Origin of the sequence: Streptomyces spinosisporus, assembly GCF_022698145.1 — a bacterium.
GTDB classification, from domain to species: Bacteria; Actinomycetota; Actinomycetes; order Streptomycetales; family Streptomycetaceae; genus Streptomyces; species Streptomyces spinosisporus.
Window position 1 is genome coordinate 114,517 of sequence record NZ_JALDAX010000013.1, and the last position, 18,536, is coordinate 133,052.

Below are 18,536 nucleotides of genomic sequence, written 5' to 3' on the forward strand. Positions count from 1 at the left end.
TCTCCTCGTTTACGCGGCCGGGCTGCCGGTCGCCTCGGGCCAGGTGATCCAGGACGTCGGAATCTCGTCGTGCAGCCGGACGACGTCGCGCGGCGCGAGCACCCGGGTGCGCAGCAACTCCCGCGCCACGAGCCGCGCCACGGCGATCGCGCCCGGCGGATTGAAGTGCGTGTTGTCCTGCTCGGTGGCGGTCCAGTTGAAGTAGACCTTCGTCTCCTCGACCCCGAGCTCCTGCCACAGCGCCAGGGACAGCGCCTCGATGTCGAGCAGCGGCACCCGCTCCCGCCCGGCGAGGGCACGCATCGCCGCCGGATACTCACCGTGGGTCGGCACGGCGTTCCCGTCGGCGTCGAACCTGCGGCGCTCGACCGGAGTGGCGAGTACGGGCCGGGCCCCGTGCGCCCGCGCTCCCTCGATGTACAGCCGCAGACAGTCCTGGTACGTCGTCCAGGGCTCGGTGTAGCGGGTCGGATCCCCGCTCTTCTCGTCGTTGTGCGCGAACTGGACGAGGAGAAGATCTCCGGGCCGGATCAGTTCGAGGATCGCCCCGAGCCGCCCCTCGTCCACGAAACTCTTCGAACTCCGCCCGTTCACGGCGTGATTGGCGACAGCGAGCCCCTTCCGCACAAAGAAGGGAAACGCCATACCCCACCCCGTCTCGGGGGCGGCGTCCGCGTATTTCTGCGCGGCGGTGGAATCACCGGCGATATACAGCGTGCGACGCCGCGACGCCGCCTGCGCATTGCCGACCCCCGAAAGGGCGAGAGGAACAGCGGCGCCCACCGCCATGCCGACCTGTCTTCGAGTAAGAGCCACACCGGTACCTTTCAAACATGGGTGGGACGAGCTTGCCTGTTTGGGGGCGCGGGGAACTGCGCGACCAGCCACTACCAACCGGCAGTCCCTCACGAACCGAAACCACAAAAGACCTCAGTGGTTCTGCTTCCAGTCCGCCTGCGCCTTGTTCAACTGGTCCGCGACCGTGTCCAGGAAGTCCTTCACGCTCATCTTTCCGAGCAGCACCTTCTGGAAGTTCGGCTCGTTGTCGGCCTTGGAGATCGTGTTCCAGTCCGGCAGGTAGTACGGCAGCTGCACGATCTTCGTGCCGTCACCGTTCAGCGCCTGCGCCGCCAGCTTCGTCGGCTCCGCCTTCTGGATCCACTCGTCTCCGGCCGCCTCCGTGTTCGCGGGAATCTGCCCGGCGGACTCGTTGAACTTCGAGTTCTCCTCATGCGAGACGGCGAACTCGATGAACTTCCACGCGGCCGCCTTGTTCTTGCTGGACTTGAACAGGCTCATCCCGTCGACCGGATTGGAGATCTGCACCCGTGTGCCGTCGGCCTGCGTCGGGTTGGGCAGGCCCCGGAACTTCTCGGCGCCCAGTGCCTTCAGATGGTCCTGGTACGAACCGAGGTTGTGGCTCAGCATGCCGATCGTGCCGCTGTCCCACTGGGCGACCATCTTGGTGAAGTCGTTGTTGACGTCGGCGGACGGGGTGTCCTTCTTGTAGAGCGCGACGTACTTCTCCAACGCGGCCACGTTCTTGGGGTCGTTGACCGTCGTCTTGTCGCCGTTCCAGAACGAGGTGATCCCGCTCTGGCTGTACGCCGCGTCCAGCGCCGGCGCGATGGATCCCTCACCTCCACGAATGGTGAACCCGAACTCGTTCTTGCCCTTGTTCGTGAGCTTGTCGGCGGCCGCGTAGAACTTGTCCCAGGTCGTCGGTGCGTCCAGACCGGCCTTCTCGAACAGGTCGGTGCGGTACCACAGCGTGCCGTTGTTCGACGACGTGGGGATCTGGTACAGCTTGTCGCCGCCGCCCGCGGCCTTGCTGCTGTCCAGCAGGTTCTGGCTGAGCTTGCCGTTCAGCGAGCTCTTCGCCAGCCGGCCGTCCAGCGGCTCCAGCGCACCCTGGACCGCGACCTCGGCGAGCATCGCGGTGCCCACACCGCCGACGTCGGGCAGCCCGCCGCCCTGGATGGCGGTGTCGTACTTGGACTGGGCGCTCGCGGCCGGGATGCCGACGTAGTTGACCTTGATGTCCGGGTTCTTCTTCTCGAAGTCGACGATGATCTCCTTCCAGATGTCGGTACGGACACCGCCGTTGTTGTCCCAGAAGGTGATCTCGCCCTTGCCGGAGCCCTCGTTGCCCTTGTCCCCCGCGCTTCCGCTGCCGTCGTCGCCGCAGGCGGTGGCGGTCAGCGCGAGCACGGAGCCCAGGGCGACGGCGACGGCCGCGCGCCTGCTTCTGCGGATGCTGCTCTTCATTGGTCGGCTCTCTTCTTCTGGACGGACGGACATACGACGTCGTGGGGGGTGCGCTGTTACAGGGAGGTGATCCGGAAGTGCGTGAAGGTCGCCGCGCCGGCGTGCCCCGTCCCGGTGGGCGCCAGCGCGAACAGGCCGAGCAGGGCGCCGACCCAGCGCCAGGGGGTGGCGGCGAAGACGGGACCCGAGGAGCGCGGGCCGTCCCCGAGGTCGTACGAGAAGCGGCAGCGCGCCCCCGCGCCGATCTCGATCCGCAGCCGCACGCGTCCCTCGGGAGCGGGCAGCGGATGGGCGGCGTCCCGTTCCCGCTCCGCGACCGGCTCGGCGAACCGGTGGACGAGCTGGACCGTGCCGTCGGACCCCCGCTGGAGACCGATCCAGCCGAACGCGTCCCCGAGCACCGCGAGTCCGGCCCGCGCCCCCGGTTCCTCGCTGTGCAGGGTGAGGTCGACCTCGACGGCGGACGGGGTGCCGGGCAGCCGCTGGGTGAGGACGTTCGGGATCCGGCGCAGGTCGTGCGCGTCGGCGGAGCGGACGCAGGTCAGCCGGAGGCCGTCACCGGAGTGCTGAGTGGCCCAGCCCGCCCGCGGGTTGACGGTCCACGACCACTGGCGGCCGAAGCGTCCGCCGGGGAAGTCGTCGTCGGTGGCGGGCGCGGCGGGCGGCTGCGCAGGCAGCCCGGGCTTCTCGTGCTCGGCGACGGGGGCGCCGTCGTCCCCGATCACCGGCCAGCCGTCCGCGCCCCAGCGCATCGGCTGGAGGTGCACGACCCGGCCGTAGGGGCCCTTGTGCTGGAAGTGCAGGAACCAGTCCTCGCCGGACGGGGTGCGCACCCAGGCGCCCTGGTGCGGCCCGTTGACGTCGGTGTCCTTCTGCTCCAGGACGATGCGTTCCTCGTAGGGCCCGAAGAAGCCGCGTGAGCGCAGGGCTCCCTGCCAGCCGGTCTCGACTCCCCCGGCCGGCGCGAGGATCCAGAACCAGCCGTCGTGCCGGTAAAGCTTGGGTCCTTCGAGGGTGAACCACCCCGGTATCCGGTCGCCGTCGACGATCACCTTGCCCTCGTCGAGGAGTTCGGTGCCGTCGGGGTGCATCCGGTGGCCGGTGAGGCGGTTCTTGACGCCGGAGCGGGACTTCGCCCAGGCGTGCACGAGATACGCCTCGCCACTCTCCTCGTCCCACAGCGGGCACGGGTCGATGAGCCCCTTTCCTGCCTTCACCAGGTGCGGGCGCGTCCAAGGACCGCGTATCTCGGGGGCGTTGACCTGGAAGATGCCCTGGTCGGGATCGCCCCAGTAGATCCAGAAACGGTCCTCGTGGTGCCGGATCGAGGGTGCCCAGACCCCGCAGTCGTGGCGTGGGGTGCGGAACTCGGCGGCGGGTTCCAGGCGTTGCAGGGCATGGCCGACCAGCGTCCAGTTGACCAGGTCGCGGGAGTGCAGCAGCGGCAGCCCGGGCACGCGGCCGAAGCTCGACGCGGTGAGATAGAAGTCGTCGCCCACGCGGACGACGTCCGGGTCGGACCAGTCGGCGTCGAGGACGGGGTTCGTGTACGTCACCGGTGCACCGCCTTGCGCACCAGTGCCGCCGCTTCGTCCGGGCCGAGGCCGCCGTCGGCGACCACGGTGACCACGCGCCGCAGGACCGTCTCACCGGGTGGGACCGGCAGCCGCGCTTCGTGCGCCAACGACGAGCCCACGCCCGGGTATTCGGCGGTGCGCACGAACCACGGGTCGTGGCGGGTGGCGTCGGTGGCACCGGCGAGGACCAGGGTCCAGGTGCTGCCCGCGAGCGCGAGCCAGTCGGCGCGGGTGCCGTGCACCGCGCTCTCGCCCTCACGGTCCGCGGTGAAGACGTGCGGTGCCGTGTGCTCCTTGCGGGCCCGCCAGAAGAAGCCGCCGTAGGCCGCGCCGGGGCGTCCGTTGGTGGCGGGGCTGCCGATGGACAGCGGGCCGGGGGTGACATTGGTCAGGGAGAAGGTGAAGTCCAGCGCCCACGCGGTGTCGGTGAGTTCGGTGGCCGCCACGGTGCGGCGCTCGCGCAGCAGCTCGACACCGGCCGCCACCCAGCGCAGCTCCTCCACGAAGCCGTCGGGCTCGCGCAGCAGGAAGGAGGTGTGGCGCTGGGCGCCGTGGTTGTCCAGCTCGGTGGGGCCCTGGTCGCGTACGAAGGTCCGGCCGCCCCAGAAGTTGTGCCCCTCGACGTCGGGAACGGCGACACCGACGCCGAGGTGGTGGGTGTGATCGGCGGGGCTCAGCTCGGTGACCGCCGTACCGGCCAGGGTGGTCACGGGGTGCAGATACGGCCGCGGGGAGAGCCGGTCCGGCAGCTCGGGCCGGGTGACATACCGGCCGATCGGGCGGCCCGCGACGCGCAGGACGGGCGAGTCGTTGGTCGTCATCAGGTGCTCACCTCTTTCGGTGGGGCCCAGGTGGCGCCGAGTTCGGAGTAGAGGGCGAGGGTGTCGGCACAGGTGGCGACGAGTGCGTCGACGCCGTCGACGACCCTGCGGTCCTCGTCGGCAACCGCATGCCAGGCCGCGGTGGGCAGCGGGGCCGGATCGGGGGCCTGTCGAACCGCTTCAACGACCGTCATGAAGGCCCCGGTCGAGGCGGGAGGGACCAGCAGCGCGGTGCCGTCCGTGACGTGCGCGACCAGGTTCTCCAGCAGGTCGGTGCGGCCGTACACGTACTCCTCGGGGCCGTGACCCGCACGCTGGAGCAGGACGCGGTCCTGCTTGTACCAGAAGGTGATCCGGCCGCTGGTGCCGTGCACCACGACATACGGTTCGCCGGGGTGCTCGGCGCACAGGGTCGCGGCGACGGTGACGGGGACGCCCCGGGCGGTGGTGATGCGTACGCAGGAGGTGTCGTCGGACTCGATGTCGTTGGCGCGCCACAGCTCCGGCTCGATGCCGGTGACGTCCTCCTCGTGGGTGGAACGGCCCAGGGCGAGGGCGGTGGCGACCACGTGTGCGAGCGGGTTGGTCAGCACGCCGTCGATCACGTCTACGCCGTCGAGGCGCCGCTTGCCGGCCCAGGGCGCGCGCCGGTAGTAGGACTCCGTGCGCGCCCAGGCACCGGCCCCGCCGATCCCGACGACCTCGCCGATCGCGCCCTCGTCGGCCAGCGCGAGGATCGTGGGCACCGCCAGGGAGCCCAGCGACTGGAAGCCGATCTGGCAGGCCACGCCCGCCGCGGCGACCCCGTCGGCCATCCGGCGGAACTCCGCGCAGGAGGGCGCGGGCGGCTTCTCCAGGAGCAGGTGCGCGCCCTTGCGCGCGGCCGTCAGCGCCAGGTCGGTGTGGGTCGGGATGGGTGTGGAGATCACCGCGAGCCGGGCGCCCGTGGAGTCGAGGAGTGCGCCGAGGTCGGCGGACTGCTCGGGCGTGCCGAGCCCTTCGGGGATCTCGTCGGCGGCCAGCGGGGTCAGCTCGCAGATCCCGGCGAGCCGGACGGCGCCCTGGTCCTGGAGCCGGCGGATGTTGTCCAGGTGCCGGCGGCCGTGACCGCGTGCGCCGGCGAGGACGACGGGTACGGTCATGGGATCCTCCCCGCGCCCTTTAGGTCCGGGCCGATGTGACGCGCACCGGCGGGCACCGGCGAGCCGGCCGCTGTCAACACCGCGCTGTACACCCTGAGTTGACGCCGCCTCATCCCTTCACCGCCCCCGCGCTGAACCCGGTGATCAGCCACTTCTGGATGAAGGCGAACACGATCACGACGGGCACGGCCGCGATGATGCCGCCCGCGGCGAGCGCGCCGAGGTCGACGCTGTCCGCGCTCATCAGGGTGTTGAGGCCGACCGGGATGGTCTGCTTGCCCTGGTCGCTCAGGAACATCAGGGCGAACAGGAAGTGGTTCCAGGCGTGCACGAAGGCGAAGGAGCCGACCGCGATCAACCCGGGCCGCAGCAGCGGCAGGACGACGATGCGGAAGGCGGTGAACCGGTTGCAGCCGTCGACCCAGGCGGCCTCCTCCAGCGAGGCCGGCACGTTCCGGATGAACCCGCTGATCAGGATCATAGACAGCGGCAGCTGGAAGACGGTCTCGGCGATGATGACGCTGCCCAGCGAGTTGATCATCTGCAGCTTGGCGAAGATCTCGAACAGCGGTACCAGGAGCAGTGCGCCCGGCACGAACTGGGTGCACAGCAGGGCCAGCATGAAGGCCTTCTTGACCCGGAAGTCGAACCGGGCGAGGGCGTAGCCGCCGGCCAGCGCGACCAGCGTCGTCATCACCAGGGTCGCAATGCCGACCAGCACGCTGTTCTGGAAGAAGGTGGCGAAGGCCCGTTCGTTCCAGACCTTGTCGAAGTGGTCGAAGGTCATCGGCCAGGGCACGAGGGAGGTCGAGCCGGCCGGGCGCAGCGCGAAGAGCAGGATCCAGTAGAAGGGGACGAGCGTGAAGAGCAGATAGAGGCTGAGCGGGAGGTAGATGTGCCAGCGGGGGACCTCGTCCCAGGCGCGGCGCTTCCTCCTCGGCCGGGCGGGCTCGGACGCCACACGGTCCGGCGCGGGTGCGATCTCGGTGATCACTTCTGCTCACCTCCGAACTTGCTCAGCCGCAGATAGACGATCGAGCAGAAGAGCAGGATCACGAACGCCACCGTGGTCAGGGCGGAGGCGTAGCCGAAGTTGTGTGCGTCGACGCTGGTGTTGGCGATGTAGAGCGGCAGGGTGGTGGTCTCGCCCGCCGGTCCGCCGCCGGTCAGGGTGTAGAGCAGGTCGACGTTGTTGAACTCCCACACCGCGCGCAGCAGCGTGGACAGGACGATGGCGTCCTTCAGATGCGGCAGGGTGATGTGCCAGAACTGCTTGAGCCGGCTCGCCCCGTCGACTTCGGCGGCCTCGTACAGGTCCTTCGAGACGGACTGCAGGTCGGCGAGGATGAGGATCGCGAAGAAGGGGACGCCGCGCCACAGGTCGGCGACGATCGCCGCCGGGAAGACGGTGGAGGTGTCCGAGAGCCAGCTGGTGCCGTACGAGCCGATGCCCATGTCCGCGAGGTAACGGGTGATGCCCGTCTGGGAGTTGTAGAGCAGCACCCAGATCGCCGAGGTCAGCACGCCGGAGACGGCCCACGGGGAGAAGACGAGCGCGCGGCCCAGCGCCCGGCCGACGAAGGTCTGGTTGACGATCAGCGCGAGCGCGAGGCCGAAGAGCAGCTGCAGACCCACTTCGACGAAGACCCACTTGGCGCTGAAGGTCAGCGTGTCCCAGAACTGCGGGTCCTTGGTGAAGATCTGGACGAAGTTCTCGGTGCCCGCGAAGCCGTTCCGCCACGGCTTGGTGGGGTTGTAGTTCTGCAGGCTGTAGTAGAAGACGCTGATGACCGGGTAGGCGATGAAGCCCAGCATCAGCAGGGCCGCCGGTGCGATCAGCAGGTACGGGAGCCTGCGCGGCGCGGCGGAGGCACGGCGCCGCCGAGGTGGCGGGGGCGGTTTCGCCACGGCTGCGGCTTGGGCCATGACAGGGTCTCCGTTCTCGGTGCGTCGTGCGTGCGGCGTGCGTGCGGCGTGCTCTTGCGGTACAGGAAGCGCTTTCTCAACGGATGTGGCAATGGGTGGTTCTGCTGCTCGATGAGTCAGCCGGCGTACGGGTCCGCGACCTTGCCCGGGCGGGCCAGGAACTCGAAGTCGCAGCCGGTGTCGGCCTGGGTGATCTGTTCGTTGTAGAGCGCGCCGTAGCCGCGCTCGTAACGGATGGGCGGCGGCGTCCAATTGGCCCTGCGCCGCTCCAACTCCGTGTCGTCCACATGGAGGTGGAGGGAGCGCGCCTGGACGTCGAGGGTGATGAGGTCCCCGGTGCGTACGAGGGCCAGCGGTCCGCCGACGTACGACTCGGGCGCGACGTGCAGCACGCAGGTGCCGTAGCTCGTGCCGCTCATTCGCGCGTCGGAGATCCGCACCATGTCCCGCACGCCCTGCTTGAGCAGGTGGTCCGGGATCGGCAGCATGCCGTACTCGGGCATGCCGGGGCCGCCCTTGGGCCCGGCGCCCCGCAGCACCAGCACGCTGTCGGCGGTGATGTTCAAATCCGGGTCGTCGATGGTGCGTTGCATGGTCCTGTAGTCGTCGAAGACGACCGCGGGACCGGTGTGCTTCAGCAGGTGCGGCTCGGCCGCGATGTGCTTGATGACGGCGCCGTCCGGGCAGAGGTTGCCGCGCAGGACGGCGACCCCGCCCTCGGCGGCGACCGGGTTCTCGCGGGTGCGGATGACGTCGTCGTCGTGGACGACCGCACCCTGAATCTGCTCCCCCAGCGTGCCGTTCACGGTCGACCGGTCCAGGTGCAGCAGGTCGGTGATCCGTGAGAGGAACGCGGGCAGGCCGCCGGCGAAGTAGAAGTCCTCCATGAGGTACGTCCGTCCGCCCGGCCGCACGTTCGCCAGCACCGGCACGGTGCGCGCGATGCGGTCGAAGTCGTCGAGGGTGAGCGGGACTTGGCAGCGTCCCGCCATCGCGATCAGATGGATGACCGCGTTGGTGGAGCCGCCGAGCCCGAGCACGGTGGTGACGGCGTCCTCGAACGCCTCGCGGGTGAGGATGCCGGAGGGCGCGAGGCCGCTCCAGGCCAGCTCGACGGCGCGACGTCCGGAAGCCGCGGCCATCCGCTCGTGCCCGGAGTCGACGGCGGGGATCGAGGAGGCGCCCGGCAGCGTCATGCCGAGGGCCTCGGCCGCCGCGGTCATCGTGGACGCGGTCCCCATCGTCATGCAGTGACCCGGTGAGCGCGCCAACCCGCCCTGCAGCTCGCGCAGTTCGCAGTCGGTGAGGTTGCCCGCGCGGTGCTCGTCCCAGTACTTCCACATGTCGGTGCCGGAGCCGAGGGTCTCCCCGCGCCAGTGCCCCGGCAGCATCGGCCCCGCGGGCACGAACAGGGACGGTACGTCGGCCGAGGCGGCACCCATGAGCAGTGCGGGCGTCGACTTGTCGCAGCCGCCGAGCAGCACCGCCGCGTCGACCGGATAGGAGCGCAGCAGCTCCTCCGTCTCCATCGCGAGCAGGTTGCGGTAGAGCATCGGGGTCGGCTTCTGGTACGTCTCCGAGAGCGTGGCCACCGGGAATTCGAGCGGGAAGCCGCCGGCCTGCCACACCCCGCGCTTGACCGCCTCCGCGCGCTCGCGCAGATGGACGTGGCAGGGGTTGATGTCGGACCAGGTGTTGACGACGGCGATGACGGGGCGGCCCCGGTACTCCTCGGCCTCGTAACCCAGCTGGCGCATCCGGGCGTTGTGCGACCAGGTGCGCAACTGGCCCTCGGTGCCGTACCACTGGTGGCTTCTGAGCTCTTCGGGGGACTTCATATCGACCACCCCGCGGCTATCGCGGCGACCTCGGCGCGCTTGTCCTCCGCCAGCGGCTTGCTCGGCGGACGGACCTCGCGGCGGCACAGGCCGAGGGAGGCGAGGGCCTCCTTGACGACGGTGACGTTGTCGGCGGAGCCGTTGGCCGCGCGCAGCTCCTCGAAGCGGCGGATCTGTTCCCAGACCTTCATGGCGGCCGGGTAGTCGCCGGATCGAAGCGCTTCGATCATGTTCAGCGAGACGGACGGGGCGACGTTCACCAGCCCCGAGGTGAAGCCGGTGGCGCCCGCCGAGAAGTAGGAGGGGGCGTACGGCTCGGCGAGACCGGCCACCCAGACGAACCGGTCCAGGCCCGCGTCCCGTGCGAACGCGGCGAACTTGGCGGCGTCCGGCACGGCGTACTTGACGCCGATCACGTTCGGGCAGGCGTCGGCCAGCTGGGCGAGCCGGGCTCCGGTGAGCTGGGCATTGCGGATGTACGGGACGACGCCCAGCTCCGGGACGGACTCGGCGATGGCGCGGTGGTAGTCGACCCAGCCGGCCTGGGAGACGTACGGGTGGACGGGCTGATGGACCATCACCATCCGGGCGCCGTGCTCGCGGGCGTGCCGGGCGGAGTCGACGGCGGTCGGCACGTCGAGACCGACGCCGGCCAGGACCACGGCCCGGTCCCCCGCCTCGTCGAGGGTCAGCTCGGTGACCAGGCGGCGCTCCTCGGGGGTGAGGGCGTAGAACTCGCCGGTGTTGCCGTTCGGGGTGAGGGTGGTGACGCCGCCGTCCAGCAGCCGACGCAGCAGCGCCCGGTGGACGTCCCTGTCGACGCTGCCGTCCTCGGCGAACGGGGTCACCGGGATCGCCACCACGTCGGCCAGGGCCGCCCGCTGGGTCTCGAACGCCGCGCTGCTCATGACTGACCTTCCTCTGCCTGGGCCTCGGGGAACGCTCGCCGCACGAAGGACGCGATGTGCGCGTGCAGGGCACGGGCCGCGCCGTCCGCGTCGCCGTCGAGGGCGAGCCGCAGGATCTCGCGGTGCTCGCCCGCCTCCCGCTCCCAGGACGGGTCCGCGGCCCAGGCCACGGCGGAGACCAGGGCGGCCTGGTCGCGGACCTCGTCGAGCATCCGGCCGAGCAGCGGGTTGCCGCACGGCAGGTAGAGCGCGCGGTGGAACTCCCGGTTGGCGAGGGAGCGTTCGGCGGTGTCGGCCGCGTTGTCGGCCCGGGTCAGGGCCTCGCGCGCATCGTCGAGCGAGGCACCGCGCCCGACCGCCCGCCTCAGCGCCTCCGGTTCGAGCAGCAGCCGTACGTCGTAGACCTCGCGCGCCATGTCGGCGTCCACCATGCGCACCGTGACGCCCTTGTACTGGCTCATCACCACAAGACCGGTGCCGGCCAGGGTCTTGAGCGCCTCGCGCACGGGGGTCTTGGACACCCCGAACTGTGCGGCGAGGTCGGTCTCGACCAGGGCCTGACCGGGCGTCAACTGCCCGGTGAGGATGCGGTGTTTGATCGCGTCCAGCACATATTGCGTGCGGGACGGGATCGGCAGGGGCACAGAGGTCATGCGCGCCTCTCGGATCTCGCGTATCGCGTCTCATATATGACGTACGAAGTACGACGCGATGAAGGTAGGAGCGGGCGCGGCCTTCGTCAATGCCTCTGACAAAAGAAGGCTTCCGAGTAAGGAATTCAGTGCTCCGGGCGCCAGTCCGGCTTTCGTCCGCTCAGCCCGACCGCCCGGTCGAGCAGGTCGGCGCCGGACGGCACCGGCACGACGGGGCCGAAGATGCCGCCGCCGCGGCTCGGGTCGTCCGCCGCGGCGAACAGGAAGTCGTGGCACATCCGCAGGGCGGCCGGGTCGGGGTCGTAGTCCTGGCCGGTGGCGCGGGCGAGGTCCCAGCCGTGGATCACCAGTTCGTCGGTGGCGACGGCCGCGGCGACGTCGCCGGGCAGGTCGATGCCGCCGGCGCGGGTCATGCCCGTCCAGGCGGCGGGGTCGCGCCAGGACTCGGCCAGCTCGTCGAGCACCTTGGACAGCTCCTCGCGCCAGCCCGGGCCGAGTTCCGGCACGGCGGCGGGGTCCGGGGCGGTGTCGGTCGAGCCGCCCAAGTCCTTGCGGGCGGCGTCGCGGAAGGCGACGGTCAGGCCGAGGACATGGCCCAGCAGGCCCTGCACGGTGTAGTCGGGGCAGGGCGTGGGGCCCGTCATGTGCTCCTCGCGCACCCCCTGGGCGAGCCTCGCGATGACACGCGTCTGCGGTCCGAGGTCGAGGGTCGTGTTGTCCGTCATGCGTTGCTCCTCGTGGTCCGGGGCCTCGAAGGCTCTCGAAGGTTCTCTAAGGTTCTCGAAGGGTTCTCCGAGGTGTGGACCGCTCCGGAGCGCAGAACTCATCGCATGCCGGGCTCGGGGTCGGGACGTGCCGTGCGCAGCAGCTCGGCCGGTGTGCGGCCGCCGCCCAGGCACCACAGGGCGATCACCGGGTCGCAGATCGCGCACCCCAGCGAGGAGCTGTGGGCGAAGGGGATGATCGGGTTGCCCTTGACGTGGTGCACGACGTCCCACGCGGTGTGCATGAGCCAGCCGATGCCGACGAAGGTCCAGGAGTCCAGGCCCCGGTAGGCGACATAGGTGGCGACCGCGGTGAAGGCGAACTCCCAGCCGCCGAGGCCGCCGCCGCTCAGATAGGCGGCGCCCGCCCCGCCGACCATGACCGCGTTGAGCCTGCGTCGGTGCGGCTCGCGGACCAGGCACATCAGCAGGACGTAGAGGAGGCCGATGAGGATCGGGGCGACGTAGTTCATGGTGCCGACGCTAGGGCGGGCGCGCGGGGCGTCCCATGGGGATTACCGACAGCTTCCCACGGGATTCCGCCGCCTTTCTAAGGCAGTTGCCCCATGCCCGAGCGGGGGTCTTAGACCCACGATGGCCAGGCATGACGACATCGCTATCGACACCGGCATGGGCGGTGGTGCGGGTCCTGCGGGACCGCAACGCGGGGCTGTATCTCGTGGGCGTGGTGGTCTCCGGCTTCGGGACGTCGGCGCTGTGGCTGGCGTCGGGTGTGTGGGTCAAGGACCTGACCGGCTCGAACGGCCTCGCGGCGCTGTGCCTGCTCGCCATGTGGACGCCCACGCTCGCCGGCCCCCTGCTCGGCACCCTCGCCGACCGGGTGCGCCGCAAGCCCCTGCTGATCGGCACGAACCTGCTGCTGGCCGTCCTCCTGCTCACCCTCTTCACCGTCGACTCCCCCGGCCGCCTCTGGCTGCTCTACGCGGTCCTGTTCGTCTACGGCGCCGCGGGCGTCGTCGAGGACGCCGCCGAGTCGGCCCTCGTCGCCGCCGCCGTCGACCGGTCCCTGCTCGGCGACTTCAACGGGCTGCGCATGACGGCCACCGAGGGCATGAAGCTGGTGGCGCCCCTCGCGGGAGCGGGCCTGTACGCGGCCTACGGCGGATCGGGTGTGGCCCTGCTGGACTCGGTCACGTTCGTGCTGGCGGCGGGGGTGTGCACGCTCTTGCGAGTCCGCGAGGACAGGATGACGCCGCCCACGACCGGCTGGTGGGAGCGGACGGCCGAGGGCACGCGCTGTCTGTGGGCCCACACCCGGCTGCGGCCACTGGTCCTGGCGGGCGGCGGCACGATGCTCTGCGCGGGGGTGAGCGGCGCGCTGCTCTACGCCGTCGTCGACGGCCTCGGCCACGCCCCCGCCTACGCCGGCGTGCTCTACGCCGTCCAGGGCGCGGGTTCGGTCCTGCTCGGGCTGACCTCGGGCGCCGGACTGCGCCTGCTGGGCCAGCGCCGGTTCGCCGCGTTCGGGATCGCCCTGACGGCGTGCGCGGTGGCGGGCCGGGCGGTGCCGTCCGACGCCGTGGCACTCGCCTGCAGCGCGGCGAGCGGAGTGGGGCTGCCGTGCGTGCTGATCGCCGCGATGACGGCCGTACAGCGCGAGACCCCGGGCCCCCTTCTCGGCCGCACGGCCGCCACAGCCAACACCCTCATGTTCACCCCCAACGTGCTCGGCCTCGCCGCGGGCGCAGCCCTGGTCGAACTGATCGACTACCGCCTGGTGCTCGCGACCCTGGGGGTCGCGCTGCTGGCGACCGCCGCGGCCCTGATGCAGAGCCGAGCGAGCGCCTCCCGCACCAGCGACAGATCGCCGTCCGACGCCAACCCGGCGTGACAGAGCTGCAGTTATGTGGCCCCGAGCCCTCTGACCGCGGCCGGGTCGGCCGCCAGGGTGGCGATCTCGCCGTCGGCGCGGGACTGGTCGAACCGGTCGACCACCGCCTGCTCCTCCCGGCACTGGGCGTGACCCTGATTCAGAGCCGGGCAAGTGCCTCCCCCACCAACGACAGGTCGCCGTCCGACGACAACCCGCCTTGATGCAGCCGCGCTTGGGAGGGATCGACTCCTCCCGGCCCCGCCTCGTCCACCGCCAGAGTGCCGATCTCGCCCCCCGGCACGAGACTGGTCGAACCGGTCGACCACCGCCCGCTCCTCCCGGCCCCGGCGTGGCGCCGCTAGTGACGGCCGGCCGTGACCCTGGTTCAGAGCCGGGCGAGCGCCTCCCCCACCTGCGACAGATCGCCGTCCGAGGCCAACCCGGCCTGATGGAGCCGCAATTGGGAGGCGCCGAATCCCCCGGTCCCCGGCCATGGCGCCGCTGGTGACGGCCCCGGCCCTGGTTCAGAGCCGCGCCAGTGCCTCCCCCACCAGCGACAGGTCCTCGTCCGACGCCAACCCGGCGTGATACAGCCGCAGTTGTGTGGCGCCGAGGTCTCTGGCCCGGGTCGCGTTCGCCGCCAGGGTGGTGGGGTTGCCGCCCATGCCGGAGACCACGGTGAAGTTGGCGGCGATCACGCTCTTCTGGTGGCGCTGCTCGGTGAAGGGGGGCAGCAGGTCCGTGCCGCCGGTGCACGGGACGACCACGCCGTCGGCGACGGACAGGATGTGTGCGGGGTCCACGCCGACGTTGGCGCCGACGTGGTACGTCACCGGATCGGCGTGCAGCAGCACCTGGAAGCCCTCGGGGGCCGCCGCGCGCACCGCCCGGACGGCCTCCTCCTGGAGGGTGCGGGCCCTCTCGTCGCGCCACGCGCGCGTGGCGGCCGCCGTGGCCTCGCCGAGCAGCTTCTCGACCCCGGCCCAGCCCCCGTCGTCCGGCGCGCCCCGCCACAGCGGCTCCAGCGCGTCGCGCACACCGGCCGCCAACTCGTCCGCGTCCAGGCCCTGTTCGCCGTACCCCTCACGGCAGTACGGGCAGAAGCAGAGCCCCATGAGATACGTACCGGCGTCGCCGAGAGCGACTCCGCCGGTCTTGTCGTGGGCGTGCAGATGCTGCAGCCCGTACCAGCCGAGTGACTCCAGCTCGGTGCCGCGCGCGCCCGGCCGTACGGCCGCCTCGGCGGCCAGTTCGACGAGGTACGCGCGCGTGGCGGGCTGCGCGATGCACGGGGCCCACGGGTAGCGGTCGCCGTAGGCGTTGACGACGGAGGTGTCCGGACGCTCCGCGCCCAGGCGGGAGTTGTGGGCGAGCACGACCCAGGTGTGCACGTCGAGCCCCGCGTCCGCGAGCGCCTGCGCGGCCTCGCCGTACGCGTCCCCGGGCGCCCAGTCGCCGGCCGCGTACGGCCTGATCTCGTGCCCCTCCCAGCGCGCGTCCGTGGGGTAGAGCACGGCGGCGTGCTCGGCGGTGACGATGCGGTGGCGCGGGTGGCGCGGCGTCAGCGCGCGCGTGGAGTGGTACGCGGCGGCCAGCGTCACCTGCCGCACCCCGAGCGCGGCGATGCGCCGCGCGGCCTCGGGGTCCCCGTTGACGTCCCAGGGGTAGACGAACGCCGACGCCCTCACTTGTCCTCCAGCTCCTCCAGCAGCGCGTACCCGCGTTCGATCAGCGCCGCGAGCTGCTTGACATGGTCCTCGGTGGGCTCGTGCAGCGGCGGCCGCACCTCGCCCGCGTCCAGGCCGCGCAGCCGTACGCCCGCCTTGACCAGGGCGACGGCGTAACCCCGCCCCTGGGCCCGCAGCTCGACGAACGGCCGGTAGAAGCCGTCGAGGAGGCGGTGGGCGGTGGTCTCGTCGCCGGTGCGCAGCGCCTCGTAGAAGGCGCGGGCGATCTCCGGGGCGAAGCAGAACACGGCGGACGAGTACAGGCCGATGCCGATGGCGCGGTAGGAGAGCTGGGTCTGCTCGGCGGTGGGCAGGCCGTTGAAGTACAGGAACTCGCCCGGGACCTCGGTGCGCACGGCGCTGACGATGCGCTGCATCAGGTCGAGGTCGCCGAGGCCGTCCTTGAAGCCGATGACGCCGTCCGTGCGGGCCAGCTCGACGACGCTCTCGGGCGTGAACACGGCGTTGTCGCGCTGGTAGACGATCACGGGCAGCGCGGTCGCGGCGGCCACCTCGCGGTAGTGCCGCAGCAGCCCCTCCTGCCCGGCGACCACGAGATAGGGCGGCATGGCGAGCAGGCCGTCCGCCCCCGCCGCCTCGGCGAGGCGCGCGTACCGCACGGCGAGCGCGGTCCCGTACCCGGCGCCGGCGACGACCGGCACCCGCCCGTCCGCCGCCTGGACGGCCGTCCGTACGCACGCCTCGAACTCCTCGGGCGTGAGCGCGTGGAACTCGCCGGTGCCGCAGCAGGCGAAGACCGCGGCGGCCCCGGCGTCGACCCCGCGGCGCACATGGGTGCGGTACACGTCGAGGTCGACCGAGCCGTCCGGGCCGAAGGCGGTGACCGGGAAGAACAGCGGCCCGCTGGGGATGCTGAGTCGAGCGGCGAGGGGGGATGGCGTCACGGGCTCTCCCTGTGGCAGGCGCGTACGTTCTTCTGATCGGTGTCTATATTTCTGAACATCGCCACACTATGGAGCCGACTCGCGGCAGGTCAAGCGCGCAAACCCGCAAGACATCGACGGATTCGGCCGCTCCGCGCGACACTTGACGGAGTCGGGCCGCGCTCCTTAGCGTGTCCACGAATGTGAATTCTGTCCACGCATGCGGCCGTCATCGGCGGCGGACCAAGGAGACCCGAGGATGCCCGCTCCCCGCACCGTTCTGCTCACCGGCGCCGCCGGCGGACTCGGCACCCTGATGCGGGACCTGCTCCCCGCCTTCGGCTACGAACTGCGCCTGCTCGACCTGCGCCCGATCGACGGCGAGCCCGACGCGATCACCGCGGACCTCGCCGACCGGGACGCCCTGCGCGAGGCCGTGCGGGGCGTCGACGCGATCATCCATCTCGCCGGCATCTCCCTGGAAGCCCCCTTCGAGAAGATCCTCGCGGCGAACATCGAGGGGACGTACAACCTCTACGAGGCCGCGCGCGAGGAGGGCGTCGGCCGCATCGTCTTCGCCTCCTCCAACCACGCGGTCGGCTTCACCCCGCGCCCCCAGGGCGAGCCGCCGTTCGCGGCGAGCGCGCTGATCCCGATCGACACCCCGCGCCGCCCGGACACCTTCTACGGCCTGTCCAAGTCCTTCGGCGAGGACCTCGCCCAGCTCTACTGGGACAAGCACGGCCTGGAGACGGTCTCGGTGCGCATCGGCTCCTGCTTCCCGGAGCCGACCAGCGTGCGGATGCTCTCGGTGTGGATGAGCCCGGCCGACGGCGCCCGCCTCTTCCACGCGGCCCTGACCGCCGAGGACGTCGGCCACACGGTCGTCTACGGCTCCTCGGCCAACACCCGCCTGTGGTGGGACCTGTCGACCGCGCGGGCGCTCGGCTACGACCCGCAGGACGACTCCGAGCCGTACGCGGAGAAGCTGATCGCCGAGCAGGGCGAACTGGAGCCGGACAACATCGCGCACGCCCACCTCGGCGGCCACTTCGTGAGCGACCCGCCGATCTGGCCCTACTGAGCCTTCGGCCGGTCCCTCCGGCTCCGCCGTACGGCGGAAATCGATCGTTCGCGAACGGCGGGCGGGCACCGAACGGGCCCGCCCGCCGTCGCATTCGGGCACCGCGCCTGCCCGATCTCACGCGTCCGTTCGCAGGCGCGCAGGTCCGAGGCGGGCACTCCGCTCTGCAAACGGGCACATACGGGCAGCATCGGGCGTGCAACAAGCCTGGTCAGTGCGGCACACCGGGGGTAAAACTTCCCCCGTGGGCCCCACCCGGGCCCGAACGGGCAGTGAGCAAGGAAGGCGGTTGCGGCGATGACGGCGAACACCGCGAAGACGGCTGAAGAACGTCAGCGCGAGATCGTGCGGGTCGCGCGCGCCACCGGCTCCGTCGACGTCACCGTGCTCGCCGACCAGCTGGGCGTGGCCAAGGAGACCGTACGGCGGGATCTGCGCGCCCTGGAGGACCACGGTCTGGTCCGCCGCACCCACGGCGGCGCCTATCCCGTGGAGAGCGCGGGCTTCGAGACGACGCTCGCCTTCCGCGCCACCAGCCATGTGCCCGAGAAGCGCAGGATCGCGTCCGCGGCGGCCGAACTGCTCGGGGACGCCGAGACGGTCTTCGTCGACGAGGGCTTCACCCCGCAGCTCATCGCCGAGGCACTGCCCAGGGACCGGCCGCTGACCGTGGTCACCGCGTCCCTGCCGGTGGCCGGCACCCTCGCCGAGGCCGACGCCATCTCCGTGCTGCTGCTCGGTGGCCGGGTCCGCTCCGGCACGCTGGCCACCGTCGACCACTGGACGACGAAGATGCTGGCCGGCTTCGTCATCGACCTCGCCTTCGTCGGCGCCAACGGCATCTCCCGCGAGCACGGCCTGACCACCCCCGATCCGGCCGTCAGCGAGGTGAAGGCGCAGGCCATCCGGGCCGCGCGCCGCACGGTCTTCGCGGGCGTGCACACCAAGTTCGGCGCGGTCAGCTTCTGCCGCTTCGCCGAGATCGGCGCACTGGAGACCATCGTCACCAGCACGCTGCTGCCGTCGGCCGAGGCCCACCGCTACTCCTTGCAGGGGCCGCAGGTCATCAGGGTCTGACCCGGCGGCCGTCCCGCAAGGCATCTCCACACC

17 protein-coding genes are annotated in these 18,536 nt (G+C 71.2%); 3 read left to right on the forward strand and 14 right to left on the reverse strand.

Annotated features, from left to right (window positions below):
• Positions 1-9: 9 nt before the first annotated feature.
• From MQN93_RS29660 to MQN93_RS29715, 12 genes are all read right to left on the reverse strand, one after another.
• Entirely contained in the window at positions 10-816 is an 807-nt protein-coding gene (locus MQN93_RS29660) for a rhamnogalacturonan acetylesterase (RefSeq protein ID WP_242711963.1), read from the reverse strand.
• Positions 817-930: 114 nt separating this feature from the next.
• Positions 931-2,268, reverse strand: a complete 1,338-nt coding sequence (locus MQN93_RS29665) for an ABC transporter substrate-binding protein (RefSeq protein WP_242711964.1) — start codon at positions 2,266-2,268, stop codon at positions 931-933.
• Positions 2,269-2,324: 56 nt separating this feature from the next.
• Positions 2,325-3,824, reverse strand: a complete 1,500-nt coding sequence (locus tag MQN93_RS29670; protein ID WP_242711965.1) for a glycoside hydrolase family 43 protein — start codon at positions 3,822-3,824, stop codon at positions 2,325-2,327.
• On the reverse strand, positions 3,821-4,666 hold the full coding sequence (locus MQN93_RS29675; protein WP_242711966.1) for a DUF6807 domain-containing protein: 846 nt from the start codon (positions 4,664-4,666) through the stop codon (positions 3,821-3,823). The genes MQN93_RS29670 and MQN93_RS29675 overlap by 4 nt, the downstream gene beginning before the upstream one ends.
• Entirely contained in the window at positions 4,666-5,808 is a 1,143-nt protein-coding gene (locus tag MQN93_RS29680; RefSeq protein WP_242711967.1) for a Gfo/Idh/MocA family protein, read from the reverse strand. Before MQN93_RS29680 ends, MQN93_RS29675 begins: the two co-directional genes overlap by 1 nt.
• A gap of 109 nt (positions 5,809-5,917) precedes the next feature.
• Positions 5,918-6,802 carry a carbohydrate ABC transporter permease gene (locus MQN93_RS29685; RefSeq protein WP_016436185.1) on the reverse strand — a complete coding sequence of 295 codons (885 nt, stop codon included), beginning with the start codon at positions 6,800-6,802 and terminating at the stop codon, positions 5,918-5,920.
• A complete protein-coding gene (locus MQN93_RS29690) occupies positions 6,799-7,734 on the reverse strand; it encodes a carbohydrate ABC transporter permease (RefSeq protein ID WP_242711968.1) in 936 nt (311 codons plus the stop codon). The genes MQN93_RS29685 and MQN93_RS29690 overlap by 4 nt, the downstream gene beginning before the upstream one ends.
• 116 nt (positions 7,735-7,850) lie before the next feature.
• Positions 7,851-9,572, reverse strand: coding sequence for an L-arabinonate dehydratase (gene araD, locus MQN93_RS29695; protein WP_242711969.1), 1,722 nt, complete (start codon positions 9,570-9,572; stop codon positions 7,851-7,853).
• Positions 9,569-10,480, reverse strand: coding sequence for a dihydrodipicolinate synthase family protein (locus MQN93_RS29700; RefSeq protein WP_016436182.1), 912 nt, complete (start codon positions 10,478-10,480; stop codon positions 9,569-9,571). Before MQN93_RS29700 ends, araD begins: the two co-directional genes overlap by 4 nt.
• Positions 10,477-11,133, reverse strand: a complete 657-nt coding sequence (locus MQN93_RS29705; protein ID WP_016436181.1) for a GntR family transcriptional regulator — start codon at positions 11,131-11,133, stop codon at positions 10,477-10,479. Before MQN93_RS29705 ends, MQN93_RS29700 begins: the two co-directional genes overlap by 4 nt.
• Before the next feature lie 125 nt (positions 11,134-11,258).
• Positions 11,259-11,858 carry a TIGR03086 family metal-binding protein gene (locus tag MQN93_RS29710; protein WP_242711970.1) on the reverse strand — a complete coding sequence of 200 codons (600 nt, stop codon included), beginning with the start codon at positions 11,856-11,858 and terminating at the stop codon, positions 11,259-11,261.
• A gap of 98 nt (positions 11,859-11,956) precedes the next feature.
• Complete coding sequence (locus MQN93_RS29715) at positions 11,957-12,370, reverse strand: DUF6010 family protein (RefSeq protein WP_242711971.1); 414 nt, start codon at positions 12,368-12,370, stop codon at positions 11,957-11,959.
• A 131-nt stretch (positions 12,371-12,501) separates the two neighbouring features.
• On the opposite strand from MQN93_RS29715, the gene MQN93_RS29720 reads away from it, so the two are divergent.
• Positions 12,502-13,749 carry an MFS transporter gene (locus MQN93_RS29720; protein ID WP_242711972.1) on the forward strand — a complete coding sequence of 416 codons (1,248 nt, stop codon included), beginning with the start codon at positions 12,502-12,504 and terminating at the stop codon, positions 13,747-13,749.
• A gap of 506 nt (positions 13,750-14,255) precedes the next feature.
• Here MQN93_RS29720 and MQN93_RS29725 read toward each other — a convergent pair.
• Together MQN93_RS29725 and MQN93_RS29730 are read right to left on the reverse strand one after the other, a co-directional pair.
• On the reverse strand, positions 14,256-15,419 hold the full coding sequence (locus MQN93_RS29725; RefSeq protein WP_242711973.1) for a hypothetical protein: 1,164 nt from the start codon (positions 15,417-15,419) through the stop codon (positions 14,256-14,258).
• Positions 15,416-16,363: a 5-dehydro-4-deoxyglucarate dehydratase gene (locus MQN93_RS29730; protein WP_242711974.1), complete on the reverse strand. Its 948-nt coding sequence runs from the start codon at positions 16,361-16,363 to the stop codon at positions 15,416-15,418. The genes MQN93_RS29725 and MQN93_RS29730 overlap by 4 nt, the downstream gene beginning before the upstream one ends.
• 238 nt (positions 16,364-16,601) lie before the next feature.
• On the opposite strand from MQN93_RS29730, the gene MQN93_RS29735 reads away from it, so the two are divergent.
• Positions 16,602-17,426 (forward strand): NAD-dependent epimerase/dehydratase family protein, encoded by an 825-nt coding sequence (locus MQN93_RS29735; protein ID WP_016436174.1) that lies wholly within the window; start codon positions 16,602-16,604, stop codon positions 17,424-17,426.
• Positions 17,427-17,723: 297 nt separating this feature from the next.
• Positions 17,724-18,503, forward strand: a complete 780-nt coding sequence (locus tag MQN93_RS29740; protein WP_016436173.1) for a DeoR/GlpR family DNA-binding transcription regulator — start codon at positions 17,724-17,726, stop codon at positions 18,501-18,503.
• The last annotated feature ends 33 nt before the right edge of the window (positions 18,504-18,536 follow it).

Bases quoted from the DNA above. Each gene is read 5' to 3' on its own strand.
- MQN93_RS29715 (WP_242711971.1), bottom strand. From the start codon at position 12,370: ATGAACTACGTCGCCCCGATCCTCATCGGCCTCCTCTACGTCCTGCTG.
- MQN93_RS29710 (WP_242711970.1), bottom strand. From the start codon at position 11,858: ATGACGGACAACACGACCCTCGACCTCGGACCGCAGACGCGTGTCATC.
- MQN93_RS29735 (WP_016436174.1), top strand. From the start codon at position 16,602: ATGCCCGCTCCCCGCACCGTTCTGCTCACCGGCGCCGCCGGCGGACTC.
- MQN93_RS29700 (WP_016436182.1), bottom strand. From the start codon at position 10,480: ATGAGCAGCGCGGCGTTCGAGACCCAGCGGGCGGCCCTGGCCGACGTG.
- MQN93_RS29740 (WP_016436173.1), top strand. From the start codon at position 17,724: ATGACGGCGAACACCGCGAAGACGGCTGAAGAACGTCAGCGCGAGATC.
- MQN93_RS29665 (WP_242711964.1), bottom strand. From the start codon at position 2,268: ATGAAGAGCAGCATCCGCAGAAGCAGGCGCGCGGCCGTCGCCGTCGCC.
- MQN93_RS29675 (WP_242711966.1), bottom strand. From the start codon at position 4,666: ATGACGACCAACGACTCGCCCGTCCTGCGCGTCGCGGGCCGCCCGATC.
- MQN93_RS29680 (WP_242711967.1), bottom strand. From the start codon at position 5,808: ATGACCGTACCCGTCGTCCTCGCCGGCGCACGCGGTCACGGCCGCCGG.
- MQN93_RS29720 (WP_242711972.1), top strand. From the start codon at position 12,502: ATGACGACATCGCTATCGACACCGGCATGGGCGGTGGTGCGGGTCCTG.
- MQN93_RS29705 (WP_016436181.1), bottom strand. From the start codon at position 11,133: ATGACCTCTGTGCCCCTGCCGATCCCGTCCCGCACGCAATATGTGCTG.
- araD (WP_242711969.1), bottom strand. From the start codon at position 9,572: ATGAAGTCCCCCGAAGAGCTCAGAAGCCACCAGTGGTACGGCACCGAG.
- MQN93_RS29690 (WP_242711968.1), bottom strand. From the start codon at position 7,734: ATGGCCCAAGCCGCAGCCGTGGCGAAACCGCCCCCGCCACCTCGGCGG.